Here is a 14,298-nt window from a genome sequence, read left to right on the forward strand (position 1 = left end):
CGATCTGGCAACCTAGATACACGTTATGGGGGAGTCGCGGGGAAACGTAGATGGAACGCGATAGGGGAAGCTTTTTTGATCGCGTCGTCGGTGACCGTCTCAGGCGTCGGCGGATCGAGTTGGGGCTGAGCCAGCGCGAGATTGCCCAGACAGTCGGGATCAGTCACCGGCTCTATAGCCGCTACGAGCGCGGTTTGAGCCGGATCAGTTCGGAAACGCTCAAAAAGCTCTCCAAGTTCCTGCATGTAACCTTGGAGATTCTTTATGAGGGTGTCGCTTCAGCGATCGCGATAGTTTGCGCCGCCGATAACGAACAGACGAGGTACGATTCAAAGCCGCTCGCTGCTCAATCCAAGGAACTCGATTTAGCTTTTCGGCGAATAGAGGATCCGAGAACCCGGCAATACGCCATCGAGATGGTGGAATGGCTGGCGGACCACGATGGAGCCAATCGCCTCGGTGGTAAGACTTGAGCCCATACCTTGAACGACAAAACCCCGCCTTCGCCGGCCTCGAAGGAGGCAGGTCGAGCAACTTCTACGAAAGCAGGCGGGTCGTTCCGGCCGATTTCGACCGCTCGGCCCATGGGCTGAAGCCCGTCCATGTCGAGGTGATCTGCGGCATGGTCTATATCTGCCTCGCGGACGATCCGCCCGACCTGACGCGCTATCGCGAAGCGGTGACGCCCTATATCGCGCCGCATATGCCGGAGCGCACCCAGGTCGCCTTCGAGATGACCTTGATCGAGGACGCGAACTGGAAGCTGGTCATCGAGAACAACCGCGAGTGCTACCAATGCGCCGGCAATCATCCGGAGCTCCTGGTCACGCTGGTCGAGTTCGCGCTGCCGGGCGATCCGCGCGGGTCGGCCTGCAGCAAGCTGCTCGCCGACTTCACCGAGCCCGATCTCGGCTCGGTCCGGATGTTCCGGGTGCCGAACAACTGGAACCCGCTATCGTACGACAGACCGCGGTGCGCACGACCTGGCTGGTTCATCAGGATGCGGTCGAGGGTGTCGATTACGACATCAAGCGGCTGACCGCGGTTTGGATCGCGACCAATGCGCAGGACGCCGAGCTCGCGGCGGTGAACCATGTCGGCATCCGCTCGATAGGCTACCAGCCCGGGCCCTACGCCCCGTCCGAGTTCATGCTGACCAATTTCACCAATGGTATGCCGGCATAATGGCGGCTATGCCGGCGAGCCCACGCCGTTGAGGATCGCCGCCGAATGAGCCTGGACAGCCTCGAAGCTTCAGCCGCAGCTACCCCGACAGCGCAGACTTGAGCATGACGATTCCTTGCTCTCTATAGCATCGGACCGAAAAGTGGAATCCACTTTTCGGAAGAATCCGATGCGATAACAATGCGATAGATCATCGTTATCGCGTCCGATCGGACGCGCGATGATCTAAGCCGCCAGCGCCTCGGTCGCGGCGGTCACCTGCCAGCCCTGCAATTCGCGCCAGTTCGGCTCCAGCTCGGCGAAGCGCGCTAGGCTGAAAGTCGAGATGTCGGCGAAGCCGCAGGCGCCGTCGACGACGAGATCGCGGATCGCCCGCCCGCTCGCGGGCGAAAGGCCGAAGCCGACGCTCGACAAAGTCGCCACCACGACATTGGCCTGCGAGGCGAGCCGGTCGATCACCGGCCGCCCGTCCGGCGTGTTCTCGATCACGCCGGCCCAGGAGCGGATGATCCGGGCATGCGCCGCCTTGGGCAGTAATTGAGCGAGGCGCTTGCCTATATGCAGCATCAGCGGCGTGGTCGGCTTCGCCGGCGTGCCCTCCTCCGTCAGCGCCAGCCACTCATGCGGGCCGCCGCCATAGGCGAGGTTGCCGCGCAGTGTCTGGCGGCCATAGAGCCCGCAGCCGTCGACGCCGCCGAGCGGCATCAGCGGCAGCGGCTCGGTGACGATCATCTCGCAGCGGGCCGATTGCACCGGCACCTCCTGACCGAGCATGGCGGAGAGCCGCCCCGTCTGCGGGCCGGCGGCAAGCACGAGGCTGTCGCAGCCGACCTCACCACGATCGGTCTCGACCGCGGTGACGCGGCCGCCCTCGGTCCGGAAACCGGTGACGGTGGTGTGCTGCAGGACGCGTCCGCCATGGTCCTGCATCGCCCAGGCATAGCCCTGCAGCGTGCGATGCGGATTGGCGTGGCCGCCAAACTTGTAGTGGTAGCCGCCGACGACGGTGTCGCCGGCGAGCGGCACCATCTCCTTGGCCTGCTTGAGGTCGAGCACCTCGGAGTCGAAGCCCTGCCGCGCGGCATTGCGCAAGGCTCGGCCATAGAGCGCCATCTGGTGCTCGCTCGACGCGAGGCGGATGCGCTCGGGCCGGAATTCGGTGGGGTACCCCAGCAGTTCGTCCATGAGCGGCCAGAGCCTCTGCTCCTCGGCGAAGAGCGGCGAATGATGGTGCGAGCAGCCGCCGCCATTGCGGCCGGACGCCTCCCAGCCGATCAGCCCCTTCTCCAGCACCAGCACGTCGACGCCGCCCTGCGCCAACCACCAGCCGGCGGAGAGGCCTGTGACGCCGCCGCCAACGATCACCACCGAGGCTCCCTTGATCTCGCTCATGATGGCTCTCACTCGCTCGCGACGCGGCCGGTCGCGTCGTTGGTCGCGACGGTGTAGCGCGCCGGCACCTCCCAGAACGGCACCCATTGCGCATGCATGCCGAACCAGGTGTCCCAATGTTCGGCCTGCTCCGGCGCTTCGGGCACAAGGGCGGCCATCGCCAGCGGCATCGGCCGGACCGGAGCCCGATAGCCGGCGAGCGGAATGGCCGAGAGCGGCTGCGCCGCGCCGAGGGCCAGCAGGGCAGCAACCTGCTCGCGGCAGCGCCGACCCTGGCAGGGGCCCATGCCGGCGCGCGTCAGGCGCTTGACCTGGTCGGGATTGGGCGGGCCCTCGCCCAGCAGCGCCGAGAGCGAGCGATCGTTGCGGCGCTCGTTCTGCCAGTCGAGATAGCGCGGCGGGCGGACTTCGAGGATCTCGCGCGCCGTCACCTCCTCGCATTGGCAGACATGGAATTCGGCGCGCGCCTCGATCACGCTCGCCCGAACCCAGGCGAGGCGATAGGCGGAGATGTCGTAGTCCGGCGCGGGCGGTGCGGCTGCGGCTGCGGCGGTATCGGCCGCATCCTCCCCGAGGGCTGCAACCGCGCGAGCAGCCTCCGCCTCGGCAATGGCGCGGTCGCGCGTCTTGGCCGCCCAGATGCCGGCGCAGTCGCCGACGGCGTAGACGTTCCCGATGCTGGTGCGCTGGCTCCCATTGAGCACCGGAGCGTAGCCGCCGCGCTCGGTCTGGAAGGCGACCTTGCAGCCGGCTGCGTCGATCAGGTCGACGACCGGCGTCGCGCCGACCGCCAGCACGATGCCGTCGCAGGCGATGGCGCGCTCTTCGCCGACCGGCCTGCCCTCCTCGTCGAGCCTCGCGATCAGCACCGCTTCGACGCCGTCACGGCCGGTCGCCTCGCGCACGACATGGCCTGCCAGGATTTCGGTCCCGCCAGCGCTGAGCTTCGCCAGCAAGTCCGCATCGCCGATCGGCTTGGCCGCCTGCTCGATGATGGCGGCGATCGTGATGCCGGCCTCGCGCAAGGCGAGCGCGGTGGTCAGCGCCTCCGTATTCGAACCGAGGATCACGGCCTTGCGCGGGCCGAAAGCGTCATAGCGGGTCGCGAGGTTCAGCGCGGCGGTGGCGCCCATCACGCCGGGCTTCTCCCAGCCGGGGAAGCCGAGGCCCATGTCGCGGCGGCCGCAGGCGAAGATGACATGCCGCGCCTGGACGAGGATGCAGCTGTCCTCACCGGCGAGGCCGGCGACGAGGCCCGGCATCCAGCCGAGCGCCGGGCCGTTGGCGTAGAGCCCCCAGCATGCGGTGCCGAGGCGAAGATCGACGCCGGCCTCGAAGGCCTCAACGATCCGCGGCTCGGAGGCGACGAAGGCCTCCATCATGGTGTTGCGATTGCGGGCGCTGGCGGCCATGCCCTGACCGAAATGCAAGGGAACGTCGTCGCCCATCGTCTTGAACGGCACCGGGTTCTCGTCGACCAGCAAGACGCCAAAGCCCCGCGCCGCCGCACTGATCGCGGCTTCGAGCCCGGCCGGGCCGGCGCCGACGACGAGGACATCGACGCTTTCTGCGATGGCGAGCGGCTTGCCGGTGACGGATTTGGGATCGGAGGCCGGAACGGTCATGGGCTGCGCTCTCGAAGGGCTGCGTTCAGTCTCGGCATCGGCAGGCGGCAGGCAGGCCGGTTTGCGACATCGTCTCGCCCGGATGCGACATCGCTTCCGCGCTCAGAGCACCTGTTCGAGGAAGGCGCGGGTGCGGGTCTCGCGAGGTGCGCCGAAGAACTCGGCCGGCGCCGCATGCTCGACGATGACGCCGCCATCGGTGAAGTAGACATGGTCGGCAACCTCGCGGGCGAAGCCCATCTCATGGGTGACGAGGATGCAGGTCATGCCCTCCGCCGCGAGATCGCGGATGGTGACGAGCACCTCCTTCTTGGTCTCGGGATCGAGAGCGGCGGTGACCTCGTCGAACAGCATCACCTTCGGGTTCATCGCCAGCGAGCGGGCGATGGCGACGCGCTGCTGCTGGCCGCCGGAGAGCTCGCCGGGATAGGCGTCGTGCTTGTGCGAGAGCCCGACCTTGGCAAGCAGGCGCCTGGCCCGCTCGCCGACCTCGGCAGGATCCTGCTTCAGGACATGGATCGGCGCCATCATCACGTTCTGAAGCGCCGTCTTGTGCGGGAAGAGATTGTATTGCTGGAAGACGATGCCGACATCGCGGCGCAGCGCGAGCTTGTCCAGAGCGGGATCGTTGACCTGCCGTCCGGCGACGGTGATCGAGCCCTTGCTGATCGGCACAAGCGCGTTGATGCAGCGCAGCAGCGTCGACTTGCCCGAGCCGGACGGGCCGATGATGCAGACGGTCTCGCCGCGGCGGATGGTGAGGCCGACATCCTTGAGCACGACGAAGGCGCCGAACGCCTTCTCGACGCCCTCGACGACGACGACCGGCTCGCCGAGTTCATGCCTGGCAGCCATGGTCATCCCTTCACGTTGAAGCGGCGTTCGAGCGCCATTGTCAGGCGCGCGATCGGGTAGCAATAGGCGAAGAACATCAGGAGCAGCAGCAGGTACATCGGCAGCATCAGCTCCGGCCGGCTCTCGGCGACGAGGGCGGCGCGCGTGATGGTGAGCCCGTCCTGGATGCCGACGACCGAGATCAGCGTCGTCGCCATGGTCAGGATGGCGTAGAGGTTCATCCAGGGCGGCAGCATGCGCTTCACAGCCTGCGGCAGGATGATCATCCACATCGTCTGGCGGCGGGTGAAGGCGAGCGCCTCGGCCGATTCCCACTGGCCGGAGGGGATCGAGCGGATGCCGCCGCGCACGATCTCCGAGACATTCGCCGCGACCGGCAGCGCCAGGCCGATGATCGCCTTGACCCAGGCCGGGAAGGCGATGGTGACCGGCCCGAGCCTGATCTCGAAGGGCAGGAGGAACATCGCGTAGAACAGCAGCACGAGCCAGGGCGCGTTGCGGAAGAACTGCGTCGCCGCCCAGGACGGCTGGCGCATGATGGCCGAGGGCGAGACCTGGCCGATGCCGAACAGCACGCCGACCGCGGTGCCCAGCGCCATCGAGAGCACGCTGATCAAGAGGTTGAACAGGAAGCCCTGAAAGATCAGCGGCGCCCAGCGCAGCAGGATGGTGACGGCGCCATCGCGCGCGCTGGGGCCGGTCGCCTGCGCCACCGCGAGCGAGGCGGCGAAGACGATGGCGACGCCGGCTACGAGCCCGGCGCTGAGCATCATCGGCGCAGCGAGCCCGCTCGGCGCGATTGGCGCCGCGCGGAAGGGTTTCAGGACGGGGAGATCGGTCGTGGCGGTCTTCATGGCATGTATCCGGGAATGCGCATCGCCCGCTCCCAGCGATGCATCACCCAGACCAGCACCGCGACGAGCAGCACATAGACGACGAGCAGCACGTTCATCATCTCGCGGACATTGAAGACCTCGGACCAGATCTGCGACGCCGCATAGAGCAGCTCGGGCACTCCGATGGCGTAGGCGAGCGTCGTGGTCTTCACCAGGTTGACGAGGTTGTTGTTGAGCGCCGGCAGGCAGATGCGGAAGGCGAGCGGCAGCACGATCTGGCGCCAGAGCTGGAAGCGGGTGTAGCCGAGCGATTCCGCCGCCTCGACCATCGTCTCCGGCACGGCCTCGATCCCGGCACGGAAGATCTCGACATTGAAGGCGCCGGCGAAGAGCGAGAAGGCGATGATCGCCCAGCCGGTGCCGCTGACCAGCGGCGACTGCCCGCCGAAGCCGTCCGACACCGTCGGCAGCAGGCCGCCGACGGCGAAATAGAAGAAAGAGAGCTGCACCAAAGGCGGCGTGTTGCGGAAGAACTGGACGTACCCCCGCACCACGAGCCGGCCGAGCCGCGAATTGCTGCCGGCGACCCAGACACCGAGCAGCCCGATCGCGAGCGAGGCGAGGATCGAGACGACGCAGATATACGTCGTCGTCCACAGCCCGGTCAGGAAGCGCGAGCGGTCGAAGGCGTCATAGAAGATCGAGAAGTTGAGCCCTTGCGTCTCGTTCAGGCGCTCGAAGAAAGCGGCGATCATGGTGTCATCGGCCCATCGCTGGCCACATCGTCATCCCGGGCGACCGAAGGGAGACCCGGGATTCATGCCGGAGCGCAGACGAAATAGAATCAGGCATGGATCCCGGATCTCCGCTGCGCTCCGTCCGGGATGACGGCGCGGGTGGAGCCTAGGCCCTTGCCTACGAGCCGGCCTTCAGCTTCTTGTTGGTCTCGATCAGATAGGGGCTCTGCTTGATGCCCCATTTGGTCTCGAGCGCCAGCAGCTTGCCGCTCTTGTGCCAGTCGACCGACATCTCCTTGATTAGCTTGCCGAAGGGGCCGTCGAGATCGTCCAGCCGCACGCCGATCGCCCAGAGCTGCGGATCCTCCGAGACCAGCGGCATCTCGTAGTTCGCCCATTTCGGGTCGCCGCCCGAGAGCGTCGAGACGATCAGAGTGTCGTCGAACAGGAAGGCGACGCAGTTGTTGCCCTGCAGCGCGTTGAGAGCGTCCGGCACCGAGGGGAAAACCACCATCTCCGGCGAATACATCTGCGAGACGCGGCGGTTGTAATAGGCGCCCTGCACGGCGCAGACCTTGCGGCCCTTGAGGTCTTCCCACTTCTTCAGGCCGGCGCTCTTGGGCGCGAGCACATTGGTGGCCCCCGCATAGTAGTTCGGCTCGATCATGCCGATCTGCTTGCGCCGGTCCTGCGTGTCGCCGAGCGTCGCCAGGATCATGTCGATACGGCCCTGGCGCAGGAACTCGATGCGGTTGGCGGCGATCACCGGCACCATTTCGAGCTTGACGCCGATCTTGCTCGCGACCTCCTGGGCGAGATCGATCTCGAGGCCGACGATCTTGCCCGACGGATCGAGGAAGCCCCAGGGCTTGTAGTCGTTCTTGACGCCGACGGTGAGGACGCCCTTTTCCTTGATCTTGGCGAGCGTGTCCTGCGCGAAGGCCGGCACGGCGGCGAGCGTGGCGGCGAGTGCGAACGCCAGGGCGGTGAGTCGTTTCATCGGTCGCGATCCCCTTGTTTTCTTATGAAGCCCTAGCTTCCGGTGGATCGGCGCACAGATTTGATCCTGTGCGACGCTTTCTTGACTCTCAGCGGCGAGCCGGGCGGACCTCCTGCAGCCGCTCGGCCCGCGGCGGATGGCCGAAGCGCTCGCGATAGCTGCGCGAAAAGTGGCTGGCGCTGGCAAAACCGCAGGCAAGCGCGGTCTCCAGGATCGAGAGGCTGGTCTGGCGCAGCAGGTCGCGGGCGCGGTCGAGCCGCAAGCCGAGATAGTGCTCGCCGAGCGAGCGGCCGAGATGCTGGCGGAACAGGCGTTCGAGCTGGCGCAGCGAGACATTGGCGAGGCGGGCCAGGTCCTCCCGCGGTTCGGGGGTCTCGATGGTCTGCTCCATGCGGGCGATGACGCGCAGGAGCGGCGCATGGGCGATGCCGAGCCGCTCGCGCAGCGGCATGCGCTGCGGCCCCGCCCCTTCCCGGACATGGGTTTGCAGGAACCATTCGCTGACCGCGAGCGCGAGCTCGCTGCCATGTTCGCGCGCGATCACCGCGTGGAGCATGTCGAGCGGCGCCGTGCCGCCGCTGCAGGTCAAACGGTCACGATCGATCTCGTAGAGCGAGCGCCGAAGGTCAAGATCGGGATATTCCTCCAGGAAGGCCGGCGCGTGCTCCCAATGGATGGTGAAGCGATAGCTGGAGAGCAGATTGGCCCGCGCCAGCAGATAGGGCCCGCCCGAGACGCCGCCGATTTTCACCCCGCGCCGGGCAAGCTGGCGCAGCCAGGCGAAGGTCGGCTGGTGATGGAACAGCGCCGGATTGCCGCCGGCGCAGACGAAGACATAGTCGAGCCTGAGGTCGGCGCCGACGCTGGCATCGGCCGCGATGGCGACGCCGTTCGAGGCCGGCGCCGCGGCGCCGTCGATGGAGATGTGGCTCCAGCGATAGAGCGCCCGGCCCGAGAGCCGGTTGGCAGCGCGCAGCGGCTCGATCGCCGAGGCGTAGGGCAGCAGTGCGAAGTCGGGGATCAGCAGGAAGCCGACATGGGTCGGCGCGCTGTCGTCGCTTTCAGACAATCTGATGTCGCTATCGAGCATGTCGGCAAGGCTATGTCGGTCAATCTCGCGATGACAAGACCGCCCGGACCCATCGATGCGTTATTCCATCTTCTCGCTGCTGTCGCAGGCCCTACAGGGCCACAAGGGCTGGACCCCGGCCTGGCGCGATCCTGCGCCGAAGCCCGAATACGACGTCGTCATCATCGGCGGCGGCGGCCATGGCCTGGCGACGGCGCATTACCTCGCCAGCCGGCACGGCATCAGCAATGTCGCGGTGCTGGAGAAGGGCTATCTCGGCTCCGGCAATGTCGGCCGCAACACCACGATCATCCGGTCGAACTACCTGCTGCCGGGCAACACGCCGTTCTACGAGCTCTCGATGAAGCTCTGGGAGGGGCTGGAGCAGGACCTCAACTACAACGCCATGGTCAGCCAGCGCGGCGTGCTGAATCTCTACCATTCCGACGCCCAGCGCGACGCCTTCGCCCGGCGCGGCAATGCGATGCGGCTCGCCGGCGTCGACGCCCAACTGCTCGATACCGAGCAGGTCCGGGCGATGCTGCCCTATCTCGATTTCGAGAATGCGCGATTCCCGATCCAGGGCGGGCTGCTGCAGCGCCGCGGCGGCTCGGCCCGGCACGATGCCGTCGCCTGGGGCTTCGCGCGCGCCGCCGACAGCCGCGGCGTCGACATGATCCAGAATTGCGAGGTCACCGGCATCACCATCTCGGGCGGGCGCGCGGTCGGCGTCGAGACCTCGCGCGGGCCGATCCGGGCCAAGAAGATCGCCATGGCGGTCGCCGGCAACTCCTCGCGTGTCGCGGCGATGGCCGGAATGCGCCTGCCGATCGAAACCCATGTCCTGCAGGCCTTCGTCTCGGAGGGGCTGAAGCCGCTCATCGACTGCGTCGTCACCTACGGCGCCGGCCATTTCTACATCAGCCAGTCCGACAAGGGCGGCCTCGTCTTCGGCGGCGACATCGACGGCTACAATTCCTACGCCCAGCGCGGCAACCTGCCGGTGATCGAGGACGTGATGGAATCGGCGATGGCGCTGTGGCCGGGCCTCGGCCGGGTGCGGATGCTGCGCCATTGGGGCGGCGTCATGGACATGTCGATGGACGGCTCGCCGATCATCGACACGACGCCGGTCGACGGGCTCTATCTCAATGCCGGCTGGTGCTATGGCGGCTTCAAGGCGACGCCGGCCTCGGGCTTCTGCTTCGCCCATCTGATTGCGACGGGCCAGCCGCACAAGGTCGCCACCGCCTATCGGCTCGATCGCTTCGCCACCGGGCGCGTGATCGACGAAAAGGGTGCCGGCGCCCAGCCGAACCTGCATTGAGATGACAAGCTGCGCTTCCCGTTCCCGTCATGGTCGGGCTTGTCCCGACCATCCACGTCTCCGCTGGTCGAAGGCGGTCTTCAAGACGTGGATGCTCGCCACAAGGGCGAGCATGACGGTGGTGGCGCATCGCGTCCCGACGATCGTGGAAGCCTGACCATGCGCATCACCTGTCCCCATTGCGGCGCGCGCGACGCCCAGGAATTCAGCTATCTCGGCGCCGCCGATCTGCAGCGCCCCGAGGGCATGGCGGCGAGCGAGGCCGCGATGGCCGATTACGTCTATCAGCGCGACAACCCGGCCGGCCTCCATCGCGAGCTCTGGTATCACGGCGCCGGCTGCCATGCCTGGCTGGTGGTGACCCGCGACACCCGCAACCACGCGATCACGGCGGTCGAGCCTGCAAAGACGCGCAAGGCCGGAGCGGCGGCATGAGCACCCAGCCTTTCCGCCTCGCCTCCGGCGGCCTGATCGATCGCGGCCAGCAGCTGGATTTCAGCTTCGACGGCACCTCCTATCGCGGCTATGCCGGCGACACGCTGGCCTCGGCGCTGCTCGCCAATGGCGTGCGCCTGGTCGGCCGCTCCTTCAAATATCATCGCCCGCGCGGCGTCCTCACGGCCGGGCCGGAGGAGCCGAACGCGCTGGTCGAACTGCGCTCCGGCGCGCGCCGGGAGCCCAACACCCGCGCCACCGTCGTCGAGCTGTTCGGCGGCCTCACCGCCGCGAGCCAGAATCGCTGGCCCTCGCTCGCCTTCGACCTTCTCTCGATCAATGGGCTGGTCTCTCCGGCCCTGGTCGCCGGCTTCTACTACAAGACCTTCATGTGGCCGGCCTCCTTCTGGGAGAAGCTCTACGAGCCGCTGATCCGGCGTGCCGCCGGCCTCGGCCGCGCCGCGGGAGCGGAAGACCCGGACCATTACGAGAAGGCCTTCGCCTTCTGCGACCTGCTGGTGATCGGGGGCGGACCGGCTGGCCTTGCCGCAGCTTTGGCAGCCGGGCGCAGCGGCGCTCGCGTCATCCTCTGCGACGAGGATTTCCGGCTGGGTGGGCGGCTGCTGGCCGAGAAGCGCGAGATCGATGGGAAGCCGGCCTCCGAATGGTTGGCCGCGACGCTGGCCGAGCTCGAAAGCCTGCCGGAGGTGCGGATCATGCCGCGCACCACCGTGTTCGGCCTCTACGACCACGGCATCTTCGGCGCCGTCGAGCGGGTCGCCGACCATCTGCCGCAGCCACCGGCGCATCAGCCGCGCCAGCGCGGCTGGCGCATCCATGCCAAGCGGGCGATCCTCGCCTCGGGCGCACTGGAGCGGCCGATCGTCTTCGCCGGCAATGACCGGCCCGGCGTGATGCTGGCCGGCGCGGTGCGGTCTTACGTCAACCGCCATGGCGTGCTGCCCGGCCGCGAAACCGTGCTCTTCACCGCCGGTGACGATGGCTGGAGGACAGCGCGCGACATCGCCGCGGCCGGCGGCAAGGTCGCCGCGATCGTCGATTCCCGCCCCGCCGATCCGGCGCGCAAGGCGCTTGCGGACAAGCTCGGCGCCCGGCTCTTCGCTAGCGGCGCCGTGATGGGCGCGCGCGGCGGGCGGCAGCTCAGCGGCGTCACAATCCGCGACGCCTCGGGCGCGATGAGCGAGCTGTCCTGTGACCTGCTCGCCGTCTCCAATGGCTGGAATCCGACGCTGCACCTGACCTCGCACCAGAACGGCAAGCCGGCCTGGGACGACGGCCTGCAATGCTTCGTACCCGGCACGGTGCCGGCCGGGCTTGCGGTCGCCGGCAGCGCCGCCGGGCGCTTCACCCTGGCGCAGGCGCTGGAAGACGGCGCAACGCTAGGTAACGAAGCGGCTGTCGAAGCTGGATTGGCCGCAAGGCCGGCCGAGCCCACCCCGACGACCGATCCCGAGACCAACGGACTATCGCCGGTCTGGCGGGTGTCAGGCGGCAAGGGAAAAGCCTTCGTCGACTACCAGAACGACGTCACCGACAAGGATGTCGAGCTCGCTGCCCGCGAGGGCTTCCGGCCGGTGGAGCATCTCAAGCGCTACACCACGCTCGGCATGGCGACCGACCAGGGCAAGACCTCGAACCTTTCCGGCCTCGCGATCATGGCCGAACAGACGGCTAAGACGATCCCGCAGACCGGCACCACCACCTTCCGCCCGCCCTATACGCCGGTCGCGATCGGGGCGCTCGCCGGCCATCACCGCGGCAGGGGTTTCAGGCCGATCCGGCTCGCGCCGACGCATGACTGGTCGAAGGAGCAGGGCGCGGTCTTCGTCGAGGCCGGGCCATGGCTGCGGGCGCAGTATTATCCAAAGCCCGGCGAGACCGACTGGCTGACGACGGTCAACCGCGAGGTCAAGGCGGTGCGCGCCAGCGTCGGCCTCTGCGACGTCTCGACCCTCGGCAAGATCGATATCCAGGGCGCAGACGCCGCCGAGTTCCTCGAGCGGGTCTACATCAACGGCTGGAAGGCACTGCCGGTCGGCAAGGCGCGCTACGGGCTGATGCTGCGCGAGGACGGCTTCGTCATGGACGACGGCACCACCTCGCGCCTCGGCGAAACGCATTTCCTGATGACCACCACCACCGCCAATGCCGGCAAGGTGATGCAGCATCTCGAATTCTGCCATCAGGTGCTGTGGCCGGAGCTGGACGTGCGCATGGTCTCGGTCTCCGAGCAATGGGCGCAGGTCGCCATCGCCGGGCCGAAGGCGCGCGAGACCCTGCGCGACGTCATTGATCCCGAGTACGACATTTCGAACGAGGCCTTCCCCTATCTCGCAGCGCGCCCCGTCACGGTCGGCGGCGGCATCCCGGCGCGGCTGTTCCGCATCTCGTTCTCGGGCGAGCTCGCCTATGAGCTGGCGGTCCCAGCCGACTATGGCGATGCGATGGTGCGGGCGCTGATGCAGGCCGGCGCGCCCTTCGGCATCACGCCCTATGGCACCGAAGCGCTCGGCGTGATGCGCATCGAGAAGGGCCATGTCGCCGGCAACGAGCTCAACGGCCAGACCACGGCGCGCGATCTCGGCCTCGGCAGGATGATGTCGTCCAAGAAGGACTTTGTCGGCCGTCTGATGGCGGGCCGGCAGGCCCTGGTCGAGCAGGACCGCCCCTCCTTCGTCGGCTTCAAGCCGGTCGATCCGTCGCAGCGCCTGCGTGCCGGCGCGCATTTCATCGGCATCGGCAAGCCAGGGGTGATGGAGAACGACGAGGGCTACATGACCTCGGTCGCCTATTCCCCGCATCTCAACCACTGGATGGGGCTCGGCCTGATCAGGGGCGGTGCGAACCGCATTGGCGAGCGCGTGCGCGCCTATGACCCGGTGCGCAATGGCGACGTCGTCGTCGAGATCTGCTCGCCCGTCTTCGTCGATCCCGAAGGAGCCCGCCTCCATGGCTGAGACAGCGACCTCATGGGCGCCGCGCAGCGCCTGGGCCGGCGTCGTGCAGGCCGGCCAGATCGGCGTGGCGGGGGCGGCCGGCGTCACCGCGACCCTGCTCGACGGCTTCGGGCTGGCGACGCTGATCGCTGCGCCGGGCGGAACTCTGGCCCTGTCGCAACTCGTCGAAAGCCGGATCGGCATCACCCTGCCAACAACCCCGAAGATCGTCCCGGGCGCCTCGCATGACGCGATCTGGTCCGGCCCCGATCAGTGGCTTCTGCGCGCCAGTACGCGCGAGGGTTTCGGCAGCCTTCTGGAGGCACTCTCGGCTCAGGCCGCGGTCAGCGACCAAAGCGATGCGCGTGCAGCCATGCGGCTTACCGGCCCGCGAGTCCGCGACATTCTCGCCAAGGGCGTGATGCTCGATCTGCATCCGTCGACCTTCGTGGTCGGCGATACCGCCTTGACAAGCATCGCCCATATCGGTGTGCATCTCTGGCGGCTCGCCGACGGGCCGGATGGGTCCGTGTTCGAGATCATGGTCGCACGCAGCATGGTGGGAAGCTTCTGGTCCTGGTTCGCCGCCTCCGCGGCTGAATTCGGCTGCCAGGTCTCCATCGACCGCTCCACCGGCCGAGGTTGACGGCAGCGCGCCGCGCGCCGTCCCTTCCGCCGACTTTACCCAGCTTCTCCGTTTTTGAGGGACCCGCGCGAGCGGGCCGATCTGTCATATGTCCGATTCTCCGATGATCCTTGCTTTGTCCTGCCCTGACCGGCCGGGCATCGTCGCCGCCGTCTCGACACTTCTGTTCGAGGCCGGCTGCAACATTCTCGACGCCCAGCAATATGACGACATCGAAACCGGCCGCTTCTTCAT

General features: G+C 67.5%; 15 protein-coding genes. 8 read left to right on the forward strand and 7 right to left on the reverse strand.

What is annotated here, in order from left to right:
• Positions 1–50 precede the first annotated feature (50 nt).
• The 3 genes from BMZ69_RS29040 to BMZ69_RS31950 are packed head-to-tail and all read left to right on the forward strand — an operon-like array spanning position 51 to position 1,185.
• Positions 51–473: a helix-turn-helix domain-containing protein gene (locus BMZ69_RS29040; RefSeq protein ID WP_092163473.1), complete on the forward strand. Its 423-nt coding sequence runs from the start codon at positions 51–53 to the stop codon at positions 471–473.
• The gene (locus BMZ69_RS31945) at positions 470–1,039 is read left to right on the forward strand and encodes an SRPBCC family protein (RefSeq protein ID WP_092163474.1); all 570 of its coding nucleotides are present in this window, start codon (positions 470–472) and stop codon (positions 1,037–1,039) included. Before BMZ69_RS29040 ends, BMZ69_RS31945 begins: the two co-directional genes overlap by 4 nt.
• Positions 973–1,185, forward strand: a complete 213-nt coding sequence (locus BMZ69_RS31950; RefSeq protein ID WP_210188116.1) for an SRPBCC family protein — start codon at positions 973–975, stop codon at positions 1,183–1,185. The genes BMZ69_RS31945 and BMZ69_RS31950 overlap by 67 nt, the downstream gene beginning before the upstream one ends.
• 225 nt (positions 1,186–1,410) lie before the next feature.
• Here BMZ69_RS31950 and BMZ69_RS29055 read toward each other — a convergent pair whose 3' ends face one another.
• The 7 genes from BMZ69_RS29055 to BMZ69_RS29085 all read right to left on the reverse strand — a co-directional run bounded on the left by BMZ69_RS29055 (position 1,411) and on the right by BMZ69_RS29085 (position 8,720).
• Complete coding sequence (locus tag BMZ69_RS29055; RefSeq protein WP_092163475.1) at positions 1,411–2,577, reverse strand: NAD(P)/FAD-dependent oxidoreductase; 1,167 nt, start codon at positions 2,575–2,577, stop codon at positions 1,411–1,413.
• A gap of 8 nt (positions 2,578–2,585) precedes the next feature.
• Positions 2,586–4,202 (reverse strand): FAD-dependent oxidoreductase, encoded by a 1,617-nt coding sequence (locus BMZ69_RS29060; protein ID WP_092163476.1) that lies wholly within the window; start codon positions 4,200–4,202, stop codon positions 2,586–2,588.
• A 102-nt stretch (positions 4,203–4,304) separates the two neighbouring features.
• Positions 4,305–5,057: an amino acid ABC transporter ATP-binding protein gene (locus BMZ69_RS29065; RefSeq protein WP_092163477.1), complete on the reverse strand. Its 753-nt coding sequence runs from the start codon at positions 5,055–5,057 to the stop codon at positions 4,305–4,307.
• A 2-nt stretch (positions 5,058–5,059) separates the two neighbouring features.
• Entirely contained in the window at positions 5,060–5,911 is an 852-nt protein-coding gene (locus BMZ69_RS29070) for an amino acid ABC transporter permease (RefSeq protein ID WP_092163478.1), read from the reverse strand.
• Positions 5,908–6,648, reverse strand: a complete 741-nt coding sequence (locus BMZ69_RS29075; protein ID WP_092163484.1) for an amino acid ABC transporter permease — start codon at positions 6,646–6,648, stop codon at positions 5,908–5,910. The genes BMZ69_RS29070 and BMZ69_RS29075 overlap by 4 nt, the downstream gene beginning before the upstream one ends.
• 160 nt (positions 6,649–6,808) lie before the next feature.
• Positions 6,809–7,630, reverse strand: coding sequence for a transporter substrate-binding domain-containing protein (locus tag BMZ69_RS29080; protein WP_092163485.1), 822 nt, complete (start codon positions 7,628–7,630; stop codon positions 6,809–6,811).
• An 88-nt stretch (positions 7,631–7,718) separates the two neighbouring features.
• Complete coding sequence (locus tag BMZ69_RS29085) at positions 7,719–8,720, reverse strand: GlxA family transcriptional regulator (protein ID WP_092163486.1); 1,002 nt, start codon at positions 8,718–8,720, stop codon at positions 7,719–7,721.
• A 55-nt stretch (positions 8,721–8,775) separates the two neighbouring features.
• Between BMZ69_RS29085 and BMZ69_RS29090 the strand changes: the two genes are divergently transcribed.
• The 5 genes from BMZ69_RS29090 to BMZ69_RS29110 form a co-directional block, all read left to right on the forward strand.
• A complete protein-coding gene (locus BMZ69_RS29090) occupies positions 8,776–10,026 on the forward strand; it encodes a sarcosine oxidase subunit beta family protein (RefSeq protein WP_092163487.1) in 1,251 nt (416 codons plus the stop codon).
• Positions 10,027–10,185: 159 nt separating this feature from the next.
• Positions 10,186–10,461, forward strand: coding sequence for a sarcosine oxidase subunit delta (locus tag BMZ69_RS29095; RefSeq protein WP_092163488.1), 276 nt, complete (start codon positions 10,186–10,188; stop codon positions 10,459–10,461).
• Positions 10,458–13,439, forward strand: coding sequence for a sarcosine oxidase subunit alpha family protein (locus BMZ69_RS29100; protein ID WP_092163489.1), 2,982 nt, complete (start codon positions 10,458–10,460; stop codon positions 13,437–13,439). The genes BMZ69_RS29095 and BMZ69_RS29100 overlap by 4 nt, the downstream gene beginning before the upstream one ends.
• The gene (locus BMZ69_RS29105; RefSeq protein ID WP_175507032.1) at positions 13,432–14,064 is read left to right on the forward strand and encodes a sarcosine oxidase subunit gamma; all 633 of its coding nucleotides are present in this window, start codon (positions 13,432–13,434) and stop codon (positions 14,062–14,064) included. The genes BMZ69_RS29100 and BMZ69_RS29105 overlap by 8 nt, the downstream gene beginning before the upstream one ends.
• Positions 14,065–14,152: 88 nt before the next feature.
• Positions 14,153–14,298, forward strand: a 146-nt coding sequence (locus BMZ69_RS29110; RefSeq protein ID WP_210188119.1) for an ACT domain-containing protein, incomplete at its 3' end; no start/stop codon positions are given.

This window comes from Allobosea sp. CRIB-10 (assembly GCF_900112185.1).
GTDB lineage: Bacteria > Pseudomonadota > Alphaproteobacteria > Rhizobiales > Beijerinckiaceae > Allobosea.